This window comes from Dellaglioa sp. CoH-55-MRSF-6 (genome assembly GCF_056782215.1).
This window is the reverse complement of sequence record NZ_JBXAYJ010000004.1, coordinates 88,508-109,584: the sequence shown is the minus strand read 5'-3', so window position 1 is coordinate 109,584 and position 21,077 is coordinate 88,508. Positions and strand designations below refer to the sequence as shown.

Annotated in this window: 16 protein-coding genes; all 16 read right to left on the bottom strand. The window is 30.1% G+C overall.

Going from position 1 to position 21,077, the window contains the following annotated elements; genetic code table 11:
• Positions 1-5 precede the first annotated feature (5 nt).
• The gene (locus tag AC1RPK_RS05690; RefSeq protein ID WP_481761697.1) at positions 6-665 is read right to left on the bottom strand and encodes a tetratricopeptide repeat protein; all 660 of its coding nucleotides are present in this window, start codon (positions 663-665) and stop codon (positions 6-8) included.
• Positions 666-674: 9 nt separating this feature from the next.
• On the bottom strand, positions 675-1,331 hold the full coding sequence (locus tag AC1RPK_RS05685; RefSeq protein WP_481761696.1) for a histidine phosphatase family protein: 657 nt from the start codon (positions 1,329-1,331) through the stop codon (positions 675-677).
• A gap of 106 nt (positions 1,332-1,437) precedes the next feature.
• The gene (gene mnmA, locus AC1RPK_RS05680; RefSeq protein WP_409022386.1) at positions 1,438-2,577 is read right to left on the bottom strand and encodes a tRNA 2-thiouridine(34) synthase MnmA; all 1,140 of its coding nucleotides are present in this window, start codon (positions 2,575-2,577) and stop codon (positions 1,438-1,440) included.
• Positions 2,578-2,703: 126 nt separating this feature from the next.
• On the bottom strand, positions 2,704-8,004 hold the full coding sequence (locus AC1RPK_RS05675) for a helicase HerA domain-containing protein (protein ID WP_481761695.1): 5,301 nt from the start codon (positions 8,002-8,004) through the stop codon (positions 2,704-2,706).
• Positions 7,985-9,310, bottom strand: coding sequence for a DNA phosphorothioation-dependent restriction protein DptG (dptG, locus tag AC1RPK_RS05670; protein WP_481761694.1), 1,326 nt, complete (start codon positions 9,308-9,310; stop codon positions 7,985-7,987). The genes AC1RPK_RS05675 and dptG overlap by 20 nt, the downstream gene beginning before the upstream one ends.
• Positions 9,310-11,181, bottom strand: a complete 1,872-nt coding sequence (gene dptF / locus AC1RPK_RS05665) for a DNA phosphorothioation-dependent restriction protein DptF (protein ID WP_481761693.1) — start codon at positions 11,179-11,181, stop codon at positions 9,310-9,312. Before dptF ends, dptG begins: the two co-directional genes overlap by 1 nt.
• Before the next feature lie 142 nt (positions 11,182-11,323).
• A complete protein-coding gene (locus tag AC1RPK_RS05660) occupies positions 11,324-11,674 on the bottom strand; it encodes a DUF1831 domain-containing protein (RefSeq protein WP_481761692.1) in 351 nt (116 codons plus the stop codon).
• Between the two features lie 13 nt (positions 11,675-11,687).
• Positions 11,688-12,836 carry a cysteine desulfurase family protein gene (locus tag AC1RPK_RS05655; protein ID WP_481761691.1) on the bottom strand — a complete coding sequence of 383 codons (1,149 nt, stop codon included), beginning with the start codon at positions 12,834-12,836 and terminating at the stop codon, positions 11,688-11,690.
• Positions 12,837-12,860: 24 nt separating this feature from the next.
• Entirely contained in the window at positions 12,861-13,544 is a 684-nt protein-coding gene (locus tag AC1RPK_RS05650) for a 5'-methylthioadenosine/adenosylhomocysteine nucleosidase (RefSeq protein WP_481761690.1), read from the bottom strand.
• A 28-nt stretch (positions 13,545-13,572) separates the two neighbouring features.
• Positions 13,573-13,830 carry a DUF1328 domain-containing protein gene (locus tag AC1RPK_RS05645; protein WP_481761689.1) on the bottom strand — a complete coding sequence of 86 codons (258 nt, stop codon included), beginning with the start codon at positions 13,828-13,830 and terminating at the stop codon, positions 13,573-13,575.
• Entirely contained in the window at positions 13,823-14,383 is a 561-nt protein-coding gene (locus AC1RPK_RS05640) for an NUDIX domain-containing protein (protein WP_481761688.1), read from the bottom strand. Before AC1RPK_RS05640 ends, AC1RPK_RS05645 begins: the two co-directional genes overlap by 8 nt.
• A gap of 27 nt (positions 14,384-14,410) precedes the next feature.
• On the bottom strand, positions 14,411-15,334 hold the full coding sequence (locus AC1RPK_RS05635; RefSeq protein ID WP_481761687.1) for an alpha/beta hydrolase: 924 nt from the start codon (positions 15,332-15,334) through the stop codon (positions 14,411-14,413).
• 82 nt (positions 15,335-15,416) lie between these two features.
• The gene (gene dapF / locus AC1RPK_RS05630; protein WP_481761686.1) at positions 15,417-16,391 is read right to left on the bottom strand and encodes a diaminopimelate epimerase; all 975 of its coding nucleotides are present in this window, start codon (positions 16,389-16,391) and stop codon (positions 15,417-15,419) included.
• Between the two features lie 118 nt (positions 16,392-16,509).
• Complete coding sequence (gene ileS, locus AC1RPK_RS05625; protein WP_481761685.1) at positions 16,510-19,293, bottom strand: isoleucine--tRNA ligase; 2,784 nt, start codon at positions 19,291-19,293, stop codon at positions 16,510-16,512.
• A gap of 281 nt (positions 19,294-19,574) precedes the next feature.
• Positions 19,575-20,273 carry a DivIVA domain-containing protein gene (locus AC1RPK_RS05620; protein WP_409022377.1) on the bottom strand — a complete coding sequence of 233 codons (699 nt, stop codon included), beginning with the start codon at positions 20,271-20,273 and terminating at the stop codon, positions 19,575-19,577.
• Between the two features lie 19 nt (positions 20,274-20,292).
• Positions 20,293-21,075 carry a YlmH family RNA-binding protein gene (locus AC1RPK_RS05615; protein WP_481761684.1) on the bottom strand — a complete coding sequence of 261 codons (783 nt, stop codon included), beginning with the start codon at positions 21,073-21,075 and terminating at the stop codon, positions 20,293-20,295.
• Between the last annotated feature and the right edge of the window lie 2 nt (positions 21,076-21,077).

Below are 21,077 nucleotides of genomic sequence, written 5' to 3'. Positions count from 1 at the left end.
CCTCTTTATTTATCACGTAATTTTATAAACGATTCTATTTCACTTAATCTTTGTTTTTGTGCCTCAAAATAGGCCTGATTGGCTATTTTTGAACGATCAAAATAAGTATTGAATTCAATTCCTAAAACCATATTAGCTAAGCCTCGTTGAAAATTAGCCTTTGCATTATTTTCATCTATTTTAAGAACTAAGTCATAATATTTACCAGCATTTTCAAACTGACCCAATGCTAAGAAAATATCGCCAATTAATTCGTTGGCGTCCATATTTTTAGGATTTATTTCTTGAGCCGTAATCGCAAATACTAATGCTTGTTGATACAGCTCTTGAGCCATATATGATTGTGCTAACATTAAAAAAGCTGTTTCTTTCAACTTTTGATTAGTTACTTTTTGAAATGATTGAATTGCTTCAGAATACAGTTCTGCCTCGTAAAACACGTTACCAAGACCATATTGTAATAAATCAACTTGTTCATTTTTCTCATCAAAATATCCAATAGCTTTTTTATACAGTTCTTCCGCCTGAGGGTAGTCTTTTACTTTTGTTAAATAACTACCTAATTCATAATAAGCCGTTTGATTATTAGGTTCTTTTTCAACCTTTTCAACTAATTGATGAATAATATGTTTTGATTCTGCTTCTTTTTCTTCTCTCTTACCCATTATTACTCCTTAAACGACATCACTTTCATCGCGTATTCTATCCAAATAACTAGTATCATTCCATTTAACTAATTTAAATTCGGTTCCATTTTGTGTTTCCAAAATAGTCGTACTAGTATTCGATAAGCCACCTTGTTTACGGAAGTCTTTCAGCGGTACTCCTAATAAATCGTGAATCAAGGCACCAAGCGCCGCACCATGACTAACAATGATAATATTTGCATCTATTTTATTTTGGTCAACAATTTTTTTAATTGTTGGAACCATCCGCTTTAATAAAGCTTGAAATGTTTCGCCATTAATATTTTTAGGATCATATTTATCGGGATGATTACGGAAGGCATCGAGTTCCTCAGGATACTGAACAGCCACATCTGTAAACTTCATGCCTTCCATTTTCCCTAAATGAAATTCTTCTAAGTTATCATTCAAAATAACATCCAAATTTTGGTTTAGGCCTGTATTAATTAAATTTGCTGTGTCCTTTGCACGCTTAATAGGACTTGAATAAATAGCATCAAATTTTATTGATTTAAGTGCTTTGATTAATTGTTGTATTTCTATGTAACTTTGTTCAAGTAAGGGTGAATCTCCATTCGCACCTTGGTATCGTCCCTCAAGATTCCATTCTGTTTTGCCATGTCGAATAAAATATATATTAGTCATCAGTCAATAAGACCCCTTCGTTTTTTCATCTCTATTATATTATGCCACAAATATAAAAAGGCACAAACAAAATATTTGTTTGTGCCTTAACTATTATAAATTCAATTTAAACATATTGTAATTGTTTTGATCCCTCAGTTGACTTTTTAAATGCAGCGTCAATGATACCACTACCTAAGCATTCTGCGCCATCGTAAAAGACAACAGCCTGTCCAGGTGTAATAGCACGTACTGGTGCATCAAATTCAACTGTAGCTTCTGTACGGTCATCATTTAAATGAACCGTCACACCAACATCAGTTTGACGGTATCTAAACTTAGCAGTGATATGGAAATCATTGCCAAAGCGATCGATTGGTGCCATAAAACTTAACTCTGATGCTTCAAGATAATCGGCATAAAGTAAATCATTATGGTAACCTTGTCCAACAATCAATGTATTTGTTGCTAAATCTTTACCTACAACGAACCAAGGATCGTTACCTTCACCCGTACCACCAATACCAAGACCTTTACGTTGACCAATTGTATAATTCATAAGACCATAATGCTCGCCCATTTTTACACCGTCAACAGTCATCATATTACCCGTTTGTGCTGGTAAATATTCACCAAGGAACTTTGTAAAGTTTCTTTCGCCGATAAAACAAATACCTGTTGAATCTTTTTTCTTAGCAGTTGAAAGTCCAGCTTCTTCAGCAATTCTTCTAACTTCTGGTTTTTCAATGTTTCCAATTGGGAACATAACTTTTTGAATTTGTTTTTGTGATAATTGACTCAAGAAATAAGTCTGATCTTTGTTACTATCATCCCCACGTAACATATGCATAATACCGTCAGCATCTTGCTCAACTTGTGCATAATGTCCCATTGCGATGTAATCAGCATCAAGTTCCATAGCATAATCGAAAAATGCTTTAAACTTAATTTCTTTATTACACATCACATCTGGATTTGGTGTCCGACCCTTTTTATATTCATCCAAGAAATATGTGAATACGCGATCCCAATATTCTTTTTCAAAATTAACGGAATAATAAGGAATTCCAATTTTGTTTGCTACTTTAGCAACATCTTTGTAATCTTCTGTTGCAGTACAAACACCCATTTCGTCCGTATCGTCCCAGTTTTTCATGAAGACACCAACTACATCATAACCTTGTTGCTTTAATAAATAAGCAACAACTGATGAATCGACGCCACCACTCATCCCAACAACGACACGAGTTTTACTATTATCTGGCATACTATCACCATCATTTCAATTAGATTCTGAAAAAATCTACGATTTGAAGGTCGCACTATTTCAGTAAGTACTATTATACCAATAATATATACTAATACAACCCTAGTGTGTCATAATTTACTTTACTTAGTTTATACGATCATCAAATCCACTTATTTTAATAGATTCTATTCGTGATACCACTTGATTGGTACCATTAAGCATAGGCCCTTTAATAATACTTTCGCCTTTTTGTAAATTAGATAAAAGATATTGATATTGTTGATTACTGTCTTTATCTAAAGATAGCGTGTTCGCAATAAGTTTAACTTGGTCTTCCAATGGTAAAAAATTAACTTGCTCAGATGCATTATAGACACTACTGATATCACCCTTAATAGCTGATATAGATTGAGTTGCAAAAATTCCTGACCAACCGAATTTTCTTCCTTCTTTTAAAATTTTAACAGTTGGAGAGTTATCTTTAAAATTTAAATTTTGTATTTCATCAAGTACCACTGGAATTGGATTTTCTTCTGTATTTCCAATACTTTGAAGATAATTAAACAAATCCCAAAGTACAAATTCAGTAATAACTTTTTGTATATCATGTTGAAATCCTTTTAATTGAAAAATATGAATAGTTCCATCTTTATTTAAATATGACTCCCAGTTTTTGGAATCTTTAGTATAAGTGAAAGGATTTGAACTCAATAACATATCTAGTCTACCTACTATTTTTAACCCATCCTTGAATTCATCTTCGTCACTTAATATATTTTTTAAATGTAAAAAGGTAAATGATTTACCGTTTCTTGCATAACCATCACTTATTGCAGTTTTCAATGAATACCTTTGCTGAGTGCCTAACTCAAAAACGTTATCTAACATTTGAGATACTCGGTCTGCCATATCATTTACATCTTCAGTAATAAAGGTTCCACCACCATAATCTATTTCTTGAAGATTAAATGGATTTATAGGTAATTTATCCCCCGCTTTAACTAAGTGAAATTGAATTTTATTATCATGTCTCATTTTGCTAACAAAATTTTTATCCAATTGATTTTCCAAAAATCCATCAGTATAATCAACTACCAAACTATTAATATTTTTATTAGCCAACTCATACAGTAATGTTTGAACAAAGTAAGTCTTCCCCTGCCCAGACTTACCCGTAATAATCATGTGCCTATTTGAAAGCCCTGGATTTCCATACTCCCAATAAGCTTCATCAACACTACCTTTTTTAACGCCTAATTTAATTCTAGTTTTTTCAGAAAATGTATTTTCAGGATATTCTATTTCAAAATCAGAAAGTTCATTTATATTCGAATATTGACTTTGACTTTCATTTATACTATTTATAGATTTAATTTCGTTGTTATCTTCAAAATTTTTTTTATCCTTATTTTCACAATATTCATAAGCTGACTCTGTATCTAATTCTTTGTTTATAATAATATTTTTTCCTTTATCAGTATCGATAGTTTCTTGATAACTATCATCATGCAAAATATTTTTTAAAAGGCTTTCTTCCGGAAATCCCAATTTTCCACTTTTAATTTCTGAGATGATTTCATTTAATCCCTTACTTGCATAAATGTATGCGTCACCCTCAGGAAGTTTAATTTCAGTTATATTCTTACCGCCTAATTCCTTTCTAAGAATTCTCCGACTATCATTTCTATCACCAAATGAAACAATGAAAGCCTTGCCATAATATTCGTTTAATTCATTTGAAATTATAAAATCATTATTCAATAACTTATCATCATTATCTTGAATTTTTTTATATAGTTCTGCATTTATTAACTTGTTATTAAACATTTTTTTTAGATTAGCTAAATATATTGTCATAAAAAAATTACGGTAATATTCGGATTTAAATTTATTTTCATCCCTCAGCGCCTCATTTATTGTTTCTGCCGTATTAACCGCCTGCAACGTTGCCTTAGATATAACATCCGAATGGTTCTGTCCAACTTTAACTTCGACAGGAAACAAATGAATTTTTAAATTTTCTCCTACTTCAACACCCATGAATAACAGATCATCACTTGTAGCTCCTGTCATTCCTAGATTTTTTGCTGTAAATAATCCTTCTTTTTGGCTCATGCCAACCATTCCAGAAACTCTTAATATCTCTTCTAGCGATATGGGCACCCAAATAATATTCTCAGTTTCTAAAATACCCATTAATTCTTTATACGCCGAAATAATACTTAACTTTTCCCTCACTATATTGTGATTCGTTTTATCTCCGATAATTTTTAGAAGCCATTCTCCATTAATAATGTTAAATGATTTAATAATATTTAAACTTGTTTCTTTATTTTTAATTATAGTTTTGTCATATCTTTCTATCTTATCATTGATAATTAAACTATATTGTTCAATTTGGTTTGTAAAAGTTATTGACTCATAATTTGAAGTGTTACTTTGATCTGTATAATGAATAATATATAAATCATTACGTTCCGAAAAATAATCCAAACTGATATCTGGATCCAATAACGTTACCCAATTACTATTTTCCATAATATTCGTTAATATATCATCAAAATGACCATCTTCACTTTCAAAACTTGGAATGTTATTTACATTCGTAATTCCTGCTTGATAAACATTTGTTTCCGCATTGTTGGCTACACTAAATGCATTCCAATCATACATAAATTTGATCAATGGCCGATGTAAATATTTTGAATCCATATTTACACCGAATCCTTGTATAAACATTTTTTTATCAAGACTATATTTTTTACCACTTATTAGACCGCCTAAAGTATAATTCATTTCCAGCTTATCTGATTTAAAACTATTGGCATTACTCTCGACATCCATCTTATAAAATGAAACATGACTATATGGTTGTCTAACAAAATTATGATAAATATTAATCCGCGATTTTAATACTTTAATTACGTCTTCATTAGCATAATCATTAATTTTATCTCCCATAAATTTTTCAGAAAATAAATTTTCAAAATCAGCTGCCGTTATAATTTGATTAAATTGGTCATATATTGGATTAAGAATTTTTTTATCGTTATTTATATATAAATTAACAGGATGCATATTTTCTAATTTAAACCCTTGTTTAGTATTTTGAAGCTGTTTTAACATAAAATCAATCGTACTCTTTAATATTGTTTTATCATCGTTAATATTATGCATTGAAGCATTTAATGCATAATCAGAACTTACTTCAAAAAGATAATGAAAATGCTTATAAAAATCTAACATTCTAGAAGTAATAATATTTCTAGAAATCGCTGATATTTTTGATTTTTTAAATTCATTAAAGAATAACCATCTAGGCGAACTATCATCAAAATTTGATTTTAATAGTCCCCCATTTTTTGATATATATGGAACTAATCCACTTGGATTTAACGTTCGAATAAAATTTTCAGGTATAGATTGAAATTCTGTCCTTTTTAATAACTCTAGTTGATATTTAATCAATACTGGATGTAAAGGTGTATAAGCTATTTCCCCATCGATTTCTACTGTACCCATTTTATATAAATCTTTTAATTCCAATGTAAGTCTTTCTTCGGAGATTTGATTAATTACTTCATCAAAATCATCACAATATTTATTAAGAGCTTTCAATAATTCTTGATCAAAATAACTTAAACTTAAAATAGTATTTCTTTCTTTTAATAGCTTACAAATAAGAATATAGTCTATTCTTATTTGTTCAGGTATCTGAACTTCAATACTAGTGACAATTGAATCATCTATTTTTGCATACAATATTTGTTGTTTAATAATATCTACTTCATAATTCAACAACTTCTTATTTTCACTAAAGACATAATATTTTTCTGTACCATTAATTATTTTAGCCCCATCAAAAATTAAACTTTCATTAGCCTTACGCCTATTTTTTTCTATAAACAAACCACTTCTGGGAACCGGCTTCTGACTATTATCTAAAATTGAAAATGGTATTTCAATGCCTTCATTAACTAGCTTAAATTCATTCTCACTTTCATCTGAATCAATATTTTCAAAATTAATATTTACACCCACTTCATCTGAAATAGGAATTACATTATATTTAATCTGATCATAATCAACCTCATCAATAAAATCTGTACCACCAATTATATAATTTTTTTCGTATTCTAACTGAATCTCCATCTTAGATTTAGTTATTTTTACACGATAACTCGATAATATATTATTAAATATGTCTTGAGAAAATGGTAAATAAATTATTTGAAATGTATATTTCTGTGCCTTTGAATGTTCATATGAGGTCTTAATTCCATATATATCCATCACATTGAAGTCGTTTACAATAATTTTTAAATTATTACCATCTGCAGTAAATTCAGCAGATTTCCCATCAATTATATGGCTCTTACTTTTATTAATTCTTGATGCCTTCACAGAATCATCAAAAGGAAGTTTTATTATCAATTGATTATTTTCATGATTAATATTATTTTTAAATATTAAAATAAATCTGTTTTTGTACTTAACAGAATTTTTATTTTCACCATTTTCTCTACTTCGGTCATATATAATTAAATCAGGATTAACTTTATTTATTTTATCTGATTGATAAATAATTGTATCTTTTCTTAATTCTTTTAATTTTTCTTTTCCTCTTTTTATTTTTGAAAAATCGACATCCATCCAAATATCCTTTTCTTTCAACATACTCATTGATTCTAAATCTGCTTGCGTGTAGTTAACTATTTTATCTTCAACAGTATTATATTCTTGCCAACCACCAATCTTTTGAAAATCTTGCTTATTTTCTCTTAATCTTTTTTTAATATTATCAGCATCATACGTTTGTATTTGTGTATCATAAAAATAACCCATATTTTTATAGTCATCCGGAGTAATCTCTGATTTTTCTAAAATTGAAAAAATACTGGCAAAATCTAATAATGTTAAGTTCATTGAATCTTCCAAAATTATATTCTTTTTAAACTCTTCTAATACTACTTGGTTAGCGTCCGATAACCCGGACTTTTCTATTTCACTTTTTAAATCGTGTTTAATTTTATCAACAGAAAAAGGCCCATTTCCGTGACTAACATTCATGGCTCCACCCGATATACTGTCAAGAATTTCAGTACACACGATAAAAAGTGCCGTATTTCTCCATATGTCAGATTGTAAACTAACCCTATTTCTAAGTGTTACTAAAAAATCTGAGTTCATTTTATCTGTTGCTGCAACAAATAATATGTTAACACCATTTATATTTACCACTTTACCATGGAACTGCACGTCCTTTTGATCAATTACAAAATCTTCAGTAGAAATAATATCATTCATTTCAAATGCATTATAGAATCTAACAACTTCATTATTTTGATCTAAATTCAAATAATACCTGCTACCAGCACTAATATTTTGGGTTTTAAACCATTTAAATAACCGTTCGATTAAAAATTTATAATATTGGTTTGACATATTGTGCATCCCCGCTATCGCTTAATTTTTCAAGAATATTCATTTTTTCATATGTTTCTACTAATTTTCTTTTAGAAATATTATCTAATGAAATTCCTCTATTACTCATTTCGGTAATAACATCTTTAACAAGCATTTTTTCTGAACCAACTATACCCGCTGTAATCACCAATACAGTATCATCAGTCATGTTTAAAACATTTCCAAGTCTACCACGTCTTTTTACAAAATATTTTACTGCTATTGCTTCAAAAGATTTAGAAAATCTAGATTTAGTTTCGTCGGATAAATTTTTTGTTAATTTTAATTTTAAAAGTTTTATATTATCCTTTATATTATTTTCAGATGACATGCTTATATCATCCTCCAAAAACTCATTTAAAAATTCACTTAAATTATTTCTAAGTTCTATTGAATATTCAAAATTTATATCTGTTAACTGAAATAAACTATAAAATTTTTCACTAGGAACTAATAAATTTAAATAATCTAATAAATCAACGTTAACTAACAAATCAGTTGCGTTTTCTTTAACTTGAGCATAACCTCTATCATTTGTTGGTCTTGAACCTGATATTTTTTCCGTATCAAGTGCAAAAAAAATATTTTTTTTATTAAACTCATCGAAGGTTCCAATATTCATTATTATTTGACTAATTATGAAAAAATAATAGTAGCTAAAAAATGTATCAATATTTTTCATAAAAAATGTTGTATTTTTCATAAAATTGTTCAAATCATGATTAAAATAATCTAAGAATATACTTTGGTCACCAATTGAAACAAATTTTTCTTTTTTTATATTATTATTAGTTAGTTCATGTAAATTTTCTATAATAATTTTTTCATAAAGATTGTGCTCATCTTTTTTATTTATAAATTCAATCCACATATTATTTTTCTCTAGCTCAAGTGTATAATTTAAAAATGCTGCAATCTTTAATTCTCCACTTGAACTTTTTTTTTCGTTCGACTTTTTATACGCCAGCAACTTGGGAATATAAATTTCATCAAGTGCCGAATTAGAAAATAATTTTAAAAATTTATCTTTATTACCTATTTTAGATAAATCAAAATCATCACTTATATCCTTATCAAAGGATTTAGTATCCTTTGATATCTCACCTTTGTTAATGCTAATCCTTGCTAAATTACCTATAATTGGTGCAAATCCATTTTCAAATTTTGCTCTCTCTGGCTCACGGGTCATAAACGGTAATAATTGTCCTGATTTATGATGATTATTTTTTATCTTTCCTTTATCCATTTCCAAATGTTTTTTTAAATTTTCTAATTCAATAGACATTATATTTTCACCTCTGATACTTCATAATCAATCCCATTATTCTCTATTTTATATAGATATCCATCATTTATATTACCAACAATAACAGTTTCATTGTTATTAGTATTCAGTAATATGTTAAATACAAAATTGTTAAAATTCATTGCCTCTGACCGTTCAATATTAGAAATAACATATCCATTATGAATTTTTGTCAATAGCACATAATCTTCAAAATCTATTTTAACAAAATATTCAGCTTCATTACTTGTATCTTTAAAACACATATTAATTTCAAACTTGTTAATTTCAAAATCTACATAGTTTAATCTTAATGGCACTGCAACTCTAGTTTTTAAACTCAAATTATTTATAAACGCGAATCCTTTTACAGTTTGACCGTTCCACCGTAATACATTGCTTTGTATCAATTTTGCCAACTCTTTAATTTGTCTTACATTTTTTGAAAGAATACTTAGAAAAGAAAAATAATTTTCATTATCAAATAACTCATTTTGATAATCTAATAAAAATTGAACTCTAAGAAATGTGTTAACTCGAATTTTATGTCTATCCGTATCTAATTTACCAACAGATTCTATAACTTTTTGAATTGCTCTTTCATTATCTTCAATTTTATCTTCAATTTTATCAACATACTCATCATCATAGTTGTATACCTCAACATTAAATTCATCAATTTTTTTATTTGAATTTCGTGATGGATCAAGAAAATAAATAGCTTTTAATATCTCAGACTTATTTTGGCTTTCAAATAATAAATAAGGTAAATATGATGTGTAATTACTTTTAATTTCCTTTGCTGGTATAATAATATCGTGAATAAAGTTCAATACATCTCGAGTGGAGATGATTATACCATTAGAAACTTGAATTCTTATCAATAAATATTTAATTGCTTCTTGGACTTTCTTATTTAAGAACAGCTCATAATTAATATGTTCAACTTTATCATAGCCATTTTCTAAATCATTTCTGTAAGCATTATAAAATGGATTATTTTCTTCTTTTAAACATATTTTTTTAAAAATTTGATCATAATATAAGCTGTTCACACCCGTCTCATCAATTTCAAAGTTTGCATTATTAAAAAATGAAATCACTGATACTTTTTTATCTTCTATATTTTCCTGATTATTTTTTTCTATATTACTCAATGCAATTGTAATTTCACTTAATGTCGAATCTGACTTTATTTTATGAAGTAATCTCTTAACTACCCCTAAATTAATAGCAATAATAACATGTTTATAACCTTCAATTTCATTCTTATTCTTTGTGAGAATATCCATTAACGAATCAATAGATGATAAATTAGGATTAATGCTTTCCGTTGCATCATTATGTATATATACTTTATTTTTTTTAAAAATATCAAAATATTGATTATTCATGTAAGATAATAGATGCGATTTTCCATCTCCTACATTTCCTACAATAAAAGTTAAAGAACTTTTTTCTCTCTGTATTTTATTAAGAATTATCTTCTCTAACCTATGTTGTATTTCTCGTTCTACGTGCATATATTCATTAAAAGCACTAAAATCACTTGCATCAATTACAGAATCTTTTGCTTCAAATGATAATTTTTTTAACATCTGTGCCAGAGCAGATTCTGTTATATTTTTATCTTTCTTAAATACATCAAAATATTGGTGTATTTCTTCTAACTTATTTATGTCATGAGTAATTGCAACTATTCTAAGTTTTTCAAAATCAATATCTGAAATTAACTTCTTACTTCTTAATTTCAATCCCAAACTATACAAATCATCTAACGAGAATTCTACCTTAGACCCTTCAAAAGATACTTCAAATTTTTTAATCAATATTTTATATAATGATTCTGCTTTCATCAAATATAAATCCATTATTTCATCTCCTATTGAATATAGTGAATACGCTTTATTATACCTTTTCAATCTAAAAACGTACATACAAAAACATCCTTATAATACTTCATAGTTAATATACCCTTATAAAATACTATTAATAATAATAAAAAAGGTATTGTCATTTTGACAATACCTTTTTCAAAACATCCCTATCAATTAATTGACCAATCACATAATCAAATTGTTCAGTTTCAGCTTTTTTATCTTCACCATGAAATATATTAACTGCTTTAAGTCCATTAGCAGTCGTCGTTGACATTTTAAATCCAGTTAATGACTTATCAACGATAACTTTAACTTTAATGCCCTTATTGAAAGGTGAATTAGGATCTAAAGATCTCTCCAATTGAAAATTACCTGCTTTAGTTTCTGCAAATCCTAAATCTCTTAACGTATATTTTTTTACATCAGAACTCAATTCATAAGTTACTGTATCTCCTAAAAGTTGAATACTTTTTTCAAATGCCATTATTAAATTCCCCCTATTTTTTCAATCTACCAACTATTCTAACTAATTGTACTATAAAAGTATCTATCTCTTCAGCTGTATTATCTTTTCCAAAACTCAATCGAATAGATTCTGTGACTCTCGGACTCTTTTCACCGTACATAGCCATTAATACATGTGAAGGTTCGAGATTACCAGCAGTACATGCAGAGCCACCAGAAACAGCAATACCTGCCAAATCTAACCGGGTCTGTAATACTTCAGTTTGAATACCTTTTATCCAAATATTAAAGACATGTTGTAAGTTATCATCTGAGAGTGTCCCATTAATTTCAAAATCAATATGGTTATCATCTAATCCCGCTATAATTTGCTTTTTGAAGCCTTGATACTTTAATTGTCGTACTTGTTTTTCATCATCTGAGATTAAAGAAACAGCTTTAGCAAAACCTGCAATTGCTGGTATGTTTTCTGTCCCTGCTCGTCTCTTGTCTTCTTGCTCCCCACCTTTAATAAAGGGAGGGAAAAATATAGATTCTCTTCTATAGAGAAAGCCTAAAAATTTAGGCCCATTCAATTTATGGGCTGATGTTGATAACATATCTATATGATCCTCATTAACATCTATATCCAGTAGTCCATAAGCTTGAACAGCATCCGTATGGAACCAAGCTTGATGATCCTTTAAAATCTCACCAACTTCATGAATTGGCATATGACTTCCCGTCTCATTGTTACCCATCATGATTGAAACAAGAATTGTATCATCTCTTAAAGCCTCTTTAAAATCGACTATATTGATAACACCATCTTCATTAACTGGTAAATAAGTAACTTCAAATCCAATTGATTCTAAATATTTCATTGTTTTTAAAATAGCCTGGTGCTCTACTGCTGTTGTGATTAAATGCTTACCTAATGTTTTTCTCTGAATAGCTGTTTGCATAATAGCCATATTATCACTCTCAGTACCACCACTTGTAAAGATGATTTCTGATTCTTTTGCATGAATACTATTTGCAATAATTTGTCGACTATCATCAAGCACCATTCGTGCTGAACGTCCAAATTGATGTGTACTTGAGGCATTCCCGAAGGTGCTCTTCATCATATCTGTCATCACTTCAACGACTTCATTTGCCATTGGTGTGGTTGCTGCGTTATCTAAGTATATTCCTGACATTAATTTAGTTTATCTCCTTTTAATTTAGCTTAATAATGATAGAATCATTCGTGCTGATTTTTGACCAGCTTCAATAATAAAATCATCAAATGTTTGTCCAGCTTCTTCATCGCCAACATCTGACATCGCTCTAACAATAGTGAATGGAATACCAAATTGGTGTGCTGCCTGACCAACTGCGGCACTTTCCATTTCACTACAAAGAGCATCAGGAAAATGATTAAGTATGACATCTGTCTGAGCTTGACTTGCTATAAATTGATCACCAGATACAATTAGTCCTGGTTTTATACTTAAATCATTTTCTTGAGCCGCTTTTTTAATTGCATCGTTTAAATTTGTATCTGCCAAGTATTTAGTTGGTTGTTGGGGTAATTGACCAATTTCATATCCAAAAGCTGTTGCATCAACATCATGATAGGCAACTTCTGTGGCTAAGACCACATCTCCAATTTTAAGTCCATTACCAATACCACCAGCTGAACCAGAATTAATAACGGCTGTTACTCCAAATTCTGCAATTAAAAGGGCTGTTGTCATCCCTGCTTGTACCTTACCAATACCAGATCTAACCAAAACAACTTCTTTTCCATTAATTTGGCCTGTATAAAATGAAATCCCGCCAATTTCTTTGTCTTTTCTATTCTCTAGATGACTTCTAAGCGAAAGAATTTCTTCCTCCATTGCACATAAAATACCGTAAATCATGTTGTTACCCTCCATTTTTTATTAATATCTAAGGTAATAAGAATAAAGCTAAAAATACAATTACAATTGCAATAACTAAAAATACAATTGTCCAATTCAAAAATTGGTTTAATTTACTTTTTTTATTTGTTTTTTCTGGTTGTTCTGAAGATGAGCTTCTTGTTGGATGTTCATCTTGGTATTCCTTTTCAACTCGTTGACGTTCTTTTTGTCGAAATTCAGGATCATTCTTTAATTCTTGTAATCTCTGATATTCACTTCTCGATAACTTTTTTTCATCATCCATGTAATTCACCTTTTAATCGTTCAATTTCCCAATGATTAACCGCTAAAATAGTTTTAACATCAGTTATTTCACCAGATTTAATTTTAGCTTGAACCTCATTAAACGTCAATTCGACTACATTTAAAAATTCATCAATATCCTGAGGTAACTCGTTATCTACATTTTCTAATCCAGTCGCATAGAATAGCGTTAAATATTCGTCCGCAAATCCTAATGCTGAATGAAACCCATATATTTCAGCTAAATGTTTAGCTTCATAGCGTGTTTCTTCATTCAGTTCACGTGTTGCAGTCTCGATTAAATTATGATCATCGCCATCAATTTTACCGGCCGGAATTTCTAATGATGTCTTCCTAATAGGTGCTCTCCACTGGTTAACTAGAACAATTTTTTCTTCATCCGTTATTGCTAATATACCTACAGCACCATGATGATGTACGATTTCTCTATTTGATTGTTCACCATTTGGTAGTTTAACCGTCTCATTAACAACTTCTATAACATGTCCTTTGAATATTAATTCTTCTGATAAAACTTTTTCTTCTAAATTCATTTAATTAACCTCGTTATTTTACTTTTCCTAGTTAAAATATTGTTTTAAAAAATGAGTTACTTTCTTTTCATACTCAACTTTATCTTTTGTAAATGACGTAGCATGTTTAGCACCATGTGCAATGAAAATTTCTTTAGGTCCTCTTGTCGCAGCATAATTTTGATAAATCATCTCAGTCGGAACAAATTTATCGTCACTACCATGAATAAATAACACAGGTAACTTATTATGATTTAATTGCTTAATTGAACTTGCTTCATAAAATGAGTAACCTGCTTTAACTTTTGATATCAGACTAGCAATAGGGATAATAGGGATTTTAGGTAACTTATACATCTGTTTCAACTGATAAGTTAACTCATCAGCCACACTTGTATAGCCACAGTCTTCAATAATTGCCTTAACTTGTGAAGGCAATTTTTTCTCTCCACTCAACATCATAACCGTTGCGCCACCCATACTAACACCGAATAGAGTAATTTTTGAATCTGTACCTTTATATTTAATTACTTTATCAAGCCACTGTAAATTATCTTTTCTCTCTAACCAACCATAACCAATATAATCACCTTGACTTTGGCCATGTGCTCTTGCATCTGGTGCAAGAACATTATAGCCTTTGTCATGATAAAAATGAATAAAGCGGACCATTTCTTCTTTCTTTCCCATAAATCCATGAGCAACAAATATTGTTTTATTAGTTTTACTTTCTGCAGGAACATAAATTGCTTTAAGCTTTAAATTATCTTCAGATTTGATCTGCCAATTTAATTTTTTAACTTGTTTTAACCAAGTGTATTCTTTCTTTAACTCAGCACTTTTAGGTTCTGAATTAATAAATTCCTTATTGGTTGGTGTCTCCGCATATTCAAATAAATAATAACTAATGCCAAAAATAACAAAGCCAATTATTATCAGCATTAAACAAATTCCAATGATCCATTTTTTCATTAAATTTCCTCAAGCGTTTCCCTTTATTTTAAATTAAAAAAAGGATAAAAGACAGTCATTTATGTCTTTTACCCCCATAAAATTACATAATACTTAATATAAACTTTAAATAAGCATCCTGTTCATTAGTTGATATCCATTTGGCCTTAGAAAAATCACCATTCAGAGCATCAGCTAACTCAATTGTTATATTCGCAACATTAGTTGCATTACCAATTAGAGACATCCAGTAATTGCCACTCTCATCTTGATGCACAACAGTTTTAACCATACCACCAGGATTTTTTACATTAATTTCAGTTCCAAATGGCACTTTACCTTCACTTAACAGAACAAACATTAAACTTGAAGCAGACATTGCTGTTCCACACGCATTAGTAAACCCAACTCCGCGTTCATAAGTTCTAACAAAAATTGATTTATTATCTAATTTTTCAACAAAACTAACGTTAACACCATCTGGAAAATACGGATTTTCACCGTTTAAATAAGTTGCAATTCTTTCAAGTTCCGGTCCTTGTAACGTTGTATGATCAACAAAAGTAATTAAATGCGGATTTGGTACCGAGACAGCTGAAAACTTTAACGTTTGTGAAAATTCAGGAATAATTTCATCTACCAATGTTTGTCTTTGTAAAAACATTGGTAACGTTTGTGACTCAAAACTAACAGGTGAAATTTCGACATTGTAAGCTGCAACGCCTGCCTGAAGATTTGGTGCTTTCTTAACATCTAAATCAGCATGCATTGTCTCAACTTTAAATTCTGTTTGTCCAAATTTAGTTTCTAAATAGCGCCCAACAGTTCTTAAACCGTTTCCACACATACTAGCCTCTGTACCATCAGCATTGATGACTCTCATTTGACCTAGAACACCATTATGACTTGATTTATCAACGACTAAAATGCCATCTGAGCCACCGTGTAATCCAGATTCTCGATCACACATTTGAATTGCTAAATTCTTTAATTTTTCATCTGATAATGCTGTCTCTAATTTAGTTTGATCTAAAAGAAAAAAATCGTTTTCTGATCCATGTACTTTTACTAATTCCACATTGAACACCTGCTCTCACTATAATTGTATACCTTACATATTACGCTATATTTTTAGGATTGTAATCAATTTGACTCAAAAAAAGGAATAACTCTACGTTATTCCTTTTTTGAAATATTTAATTTTCAAAACCTTCTGTAACTGCCTCTGGATAACCTTGTTCAACAATCGTTGCACAACGATGACAGAGCGTTGGTAACGCAGTATCCTCCCCAACATCAGTCTTAACCATACGACATCTTTGACAAACTTCACCGTTAGCTACTTCAACTTTAACAGCTAAGTTATCAAAATTAGTTGCATCTTCTGGAACATCATCAATAGATAAAATTTCTAAATCAGAAACAATCAATTGTTGACGGATATCCGTATCAAGTACGTTAAGTAATTCTTTATCAGAATCATTCACATATAAAATAACTTTTGCTTCAAATGATTTCCCAATTAATTTTGCATCACGCGCATCTTCCAAAGCCTTTAAGACATATGAACGAATTTTCATGAATGCTTGCCAATTTTCAACAATTTTAATTTCACCATCAAAATGGGCAACTTCTGGCATTTCACTTAATTGAACATATTCTTCTGGTTCTTTCAAATAGTCCCAAACTTCTTCAGTTGTATGTGGCAAGATAGGTGTTAATAACTTAGCCATTGTTGTTACAATCTGGTATAGAACAGTTTGCATTGAGCGTCTTTCAAAACTATCTTCAGCTTCAATATAAACGATATCTTTTGCAATATCTAAATAGAATGCTGATAAGTCATTTGAAATAAATGTAATCACTTTTTTGTAAATTGCTAAGAAATCATATTCAGCATAATCATCCAAAACCTCTTTTGAAAATGTATTTAATTTAATTAACATATACTTATCTGCTGATGCCAATTCATCAAATGCAATTGCATTTTCATTTGGATCAAAGTCAGTTGTATTAGCCAAAATAAATTTAAATGTATTTCTAATCTTACGATATGTTTCAGAGACTTGTTTTAAAATATCCATTGAAACAGCGATATCAGAAGATGTATCTGCTGATGCTGTCCATAATCGGATAATCTCAGCTCCTGATTGTTTAATAACTTTACTTGGTAAAATGATATTCCCAAGCGATTTACTCATCTTATGTCCTTTATCATCAAGTACAAATCCTTGTGACATCAACTGTTTGTATGGTGCAATTCCATTAGTTGCAACGGATGTAATAACACTTGAATTAAACCATCCACGATATTGATCTGAACCTTCCATATATAGATCTGCAGGATACGTTAAATTATCACGTTTACCTAGCACTCCACGATGTGAAGAACCTGAATCAAACCAAACATCCATGATATCTTCTTCTTTTGTAAATTCACCATTAGGACTATGTTCACTTGTAAATCCTTCAGGAAGTAGTGCTTTAGCATCATTTTTGAACCAAATATTTGATCCATTTTTTTCAAACAATTGAGCAACATGTTCAATTGTTTCTGGTGTAATGATAGGTGTCCCATCTTCTGCATAGAAGATAGGTAATGGAACGCCCCAAGCACGTTGACGTGAAATCACCCAATCGCCACGATCTCTAATCATATTGTAAAGACGAACCTTACCCCATTCGTTTTTAAAATCAACTTTTTCAATTTCTTTTAATATATCATCGCGGAACATCTCTACTGATGCAAACCATTGTGCCGTTGCACGGAAAACAACAGGTTTTTTTGTACGCCAATCATGTGGATAACTATGCGTAAAGAATGAAAGTTTAAGTAAATGACCATTCTCTTTCAATTCATCAGTTACTAATGGATTAGCTTTATCATAAAATATCCCTTCAAATCCAGGCGCATCTTCATTCATGACACCTTTTTCATCTAAAACAGATACAACGGGTAATTTATACTTTTGTCCAGCAATAAAATCATCTTCACCATGTCCTGGAGCAGTATGAACAAGTCCTGTACCAGAATCTAAAGTAACATGGTAACCTAGAATAACTAATGATGTACGATCATATAATGGATGTTGCACTGTCATATATTCCATATCGCGACCAGAAAATTCTTTTAATACTTCAACATTTTCCCAATCAAATTCTTCTTTTAAAATATTTAAACGTTCTTCAGCGACAACATATTTTTTCCCATCAGCATTAATTTGGATATATTTATAATCAGGATGTACAGCGACACCATAATTAGCTGGAATTGTCCATGGTGTTGTTGTCCAGATAATCATTTTTGTATCTGTATCTAAAATATCTTTCCCATCAACTACATCAAATGTAATATACATTGATGGTGATTTAATATCGTGGTATTCAATCTCTGCTTCAGCTAATGCTGATTCAGACGATGGTGACCAATAAATTGGTTTTTTACCTTTATAGATGTAACCTTTTTCAGCCATTTCACCAAACATTCTGATTTCTTCAGCTTCAAATTCAGGTTGTAAAGTCATGTATGGGCTATCCCATTCAGCTGCAACGCCTAAACGTTTAAAATCTTCGCGTTGCAAATTAACTTGCTCCAAAGCATATTTTTCACATAATTCACGAAAATCAGCTTTTGACATGGTTTTACGATCAACACCTTGTTTAACCAATTGTTGTTCAATAGGAAGGCCATGAGTATCCCAGCCAGGAACAAAAGGTGATCTGAAGCCCATCATTGATTTTGAACGAACGATAATATCCTTCGTAATCTTATTTAAAGCATGTCCCATATGGATATTACCATTAGCGTATGGAGGTCCATCATGTAAAATGAAACTTGGTTTCTTTTCATTTAACTTTTGTCTTAGTTCATAAACACCGTTTTGTCTCCATGCATCTTCACGCTCTGCTTCTTTAACTGGTAAATTTCCACGCATTGGAAATTCTGTCTTACCTAAGTTTAAGGTTTCTTTCATTTTCATATTATAAACTCCTTTTAAAAGTTATTTTATTTCATTATACACAAAAAGACTCCGTTACAAGGGACGAAGTCTTCGTGTTACCACCCAAATTTAGAAACTTAACATTATATAACGTTAAATTTCACTCAATCATCGTGATAACGGAGATGAAGCCGATTAAACTTACTTGATCATTTCAGTTTAATGAAATCGTTGAGATGATAAATTATATAATACTTATTATCGACCTTCCACTATCATCGACTCGCTAAAAATGTATCATATAATTGTTATTCTCAAATTTATTTATTATCTGGGAAAATGACCATTGTATCTTGATCATTTTGCTCAGAATCTTCATTTGCATCTGATTCAGCAATAATTTCTGTAACAACAATATCGTCATTATTATTAACTGATTCTTTTATTTCTTTGGCTTCACGTTTTTCTTTGTCTTCTTCACGTTTTAAAACGTCTTGAATTTCAGAATATGTGCTTGTCTCGCCTTGTTTTAAAATTTCGTCCCAATCAGAACTTTTAACAACTTCTAATTGTGATTCCATCATAACTTTTAAACGTTGACGGAAAATACGTGCTTGTTTCTTCAAGTCATCAGTCTCAACAGCTAATTTTTTAGCTTTTTCTGAAGCCATATCAATAATATGTTTAGCTTTTTCATTCGCTTCATCAATAATATCATGACCTTGCTTTTGTGATTCTTTATTAATAATTTCAGATTCACGCTTAGCATTAACCTTAACGCGATCAGCAGCTTCTTGAGCAACAATAATTGATTGATTTAAAGAATCTTTTAAATCATTAAAGTATTCTAACTTTTCATTACTAGTTTTAACTTCTTCAGTTAAATTTTCATTTTCTTTTAACGTTATTTCATAATCTTTAATAATTTTATCTAGAAAATCATTAACCTGGTCTTGATCATAGCCTCGTAATTTTACGTTAAATTCTTTATTATGAATATCTAATGGACTTAAAGTCATTTTGCACGTCCTTCAAAATTTATTTTTTTAATATTGATAACTCTAATTTATATTTATCTTTTCTAGTCATACCTGCAATAAAATCTAACTTGATTCGTCCAAAACCACGAATTGACAAAACATCAAACTCTGCTAATTCATAATCAGGCTTATTAATAACTTGCCAATTTAAACTAACTTTTTCAGAATTAACTAAATTTTTGGCGTTTTGTCGAGACATATTATAAACAGCTGATATGACTGAATCGATTCGTAACGATGAAACTAATTCATTTTGCGATTGCCACTCATCTGTGACACTCACCGTTTGTGAAAAAGGAATCTCTTCAAGTGATACCTTAATTTTACCAATACGATCAACTTGACTAATCAAATAATTAGCCATCTTTTTTTCAACAACAACCTGCCATTGCTGACCATCTGTTAAAATATCACCAAGTACTTCTCTATCTAATCCCGCATTAGCCAAAGTTCCCAAAATTTGTCCATGTTTTAAGGTAGCAAATTTTATTGGATACTTAATTTCAATAAGTTGTAAATCAAAATCACTATCTTGAACATCGAAATACGCTGGATAAAAAAGTAATCTTTTTCGTTCAGCTTCTTTCGTGCCACCAAATAATTTTAAACTAATTTCGTCATTTTGGCCTAATAGATAGGTCGCAATATGTGCCTCTCTAGGATTTAAAAAATGAGTTAGAACTGCCCTGTACTCTGATTTAGCTTGCTCGATATAATCTGACAATGTATCAATAATTTCTTTTTCGTCGGACCTGAAATGTTGGTAAATTGTATCATTCATAT

What these genes read in the sequence shown, in the direction of transcription:
- AC1RPK_RS05645 (WP_481761689.1), bottom strand. Translation starts at nt 13,830, where the DNA reads ATGGATGATGAAAAAAAGTTATCGAGAAGTGAATATCAGAGATTACAA.
- mnmA (WP_409022386.1), bottom strand. Translation starts at nt 2,577, where the DNA reads ATGCCAGATAATAGTAAAACTCGTGTCGTTGTTGGGATGAGTGGTGGC.
- AC1RPK_RS05660 (WP_481761692.1), bottom strand. Translation starts at nt 11,674, where the DNA reads ATGGCATTTGAAAAAAGTATTCAACTTTTAGGAGATACAGTAACTTAT.
- AC1RPK_RS05615 (WP_481761684.1), bottom strand. Translation starts at nt 21,075, where the DNA reads ATGAATGATACAATTTACCAACATTTCAGGTCCGACGAAAAAGAAATT.
- AC1RPK_RS05690 (WP_481761697.1), bottom strand. Translation starts at nt 665, where the DNA reads ATGGGTAAGAGAGAAGAAAAAGAAGCAGAATCAAAACATATTATTCAT.
- AC1RPK_RS05675 (WP_481761695.1), bottom strand. Translation starts at nt 8,004, where the DNA reads ATGTCAAACCAATATTATAAATTTTTAATCGAACGGTTATTTAAATGG.
- dptF (WP_481761693.1), bottom strand. Translation starts at nt 11,181, where the DNA reads ATGGATTTATATTTGATGAAAGCAGAATCATTATATAAAATATTGATT.
- AC1RPK_RS05635 (WP_481761687.1), bottom strand. Translation starts at nt 15,334, where the DNA reads ATGAAAAAATGGATCATTGGAATTTGTTTAATGCTGATAATAATTGGC.
- AC1RPK_RS05620 (WP_409022377.1), bottom strand. Translation starts at nt 20,273, where the DNA reads ATGACTTTAAGTCCATTAGATATTCATAATAAAGAATTTAACGTAAAA.
- AC1RPK_RS05655 (WP_481761691.1), bottom strand. Translation starts at nt 12,836, where the DNA reads ATGTCAGGAATATACTTAGATAACGCAGCAACCACACCAATGGCAAAT.
- AC1RPK_RS05640 (WP_481761688.1), bottom strand. Translation starts at nt 14,383, where the DNA reads ATGAATTTAGAAGAAAAAGTTTTATCAGAAGAATTAATATTCAAAGGA.
- ileS (WP_481761685.1), bottom strand. Translation starts at nt 19,293, where the DNA reads ATGAAAATGAAAGAAACCTTAAACTTAGGTAAGACAGAATTTCCAATG.
- AC1RPK_RS05650 (WP_481761690.1), bottom strand. Translation starts at nt 13,544, where the DNA reads ATGATTTACGGTATTTTATGTGCAATGGAGGAAGAAATTCTTTCGCTT.
- dptG (WP_481761694.1), bottom strand. Translation starts at nt 9,310, where the DNA reads ATGTCTATTGAATTAGAAAATTTAAAAAAACATTTGGAAATGGATAAA.
- AC1RPK_RS05685 (WP_481761696.1), bottom strand. Translation starts at nt 1,331, where the DNA reads ATGACTAATATATATTTTATTCGACATGGCAAAACAGAATGGAATCTT.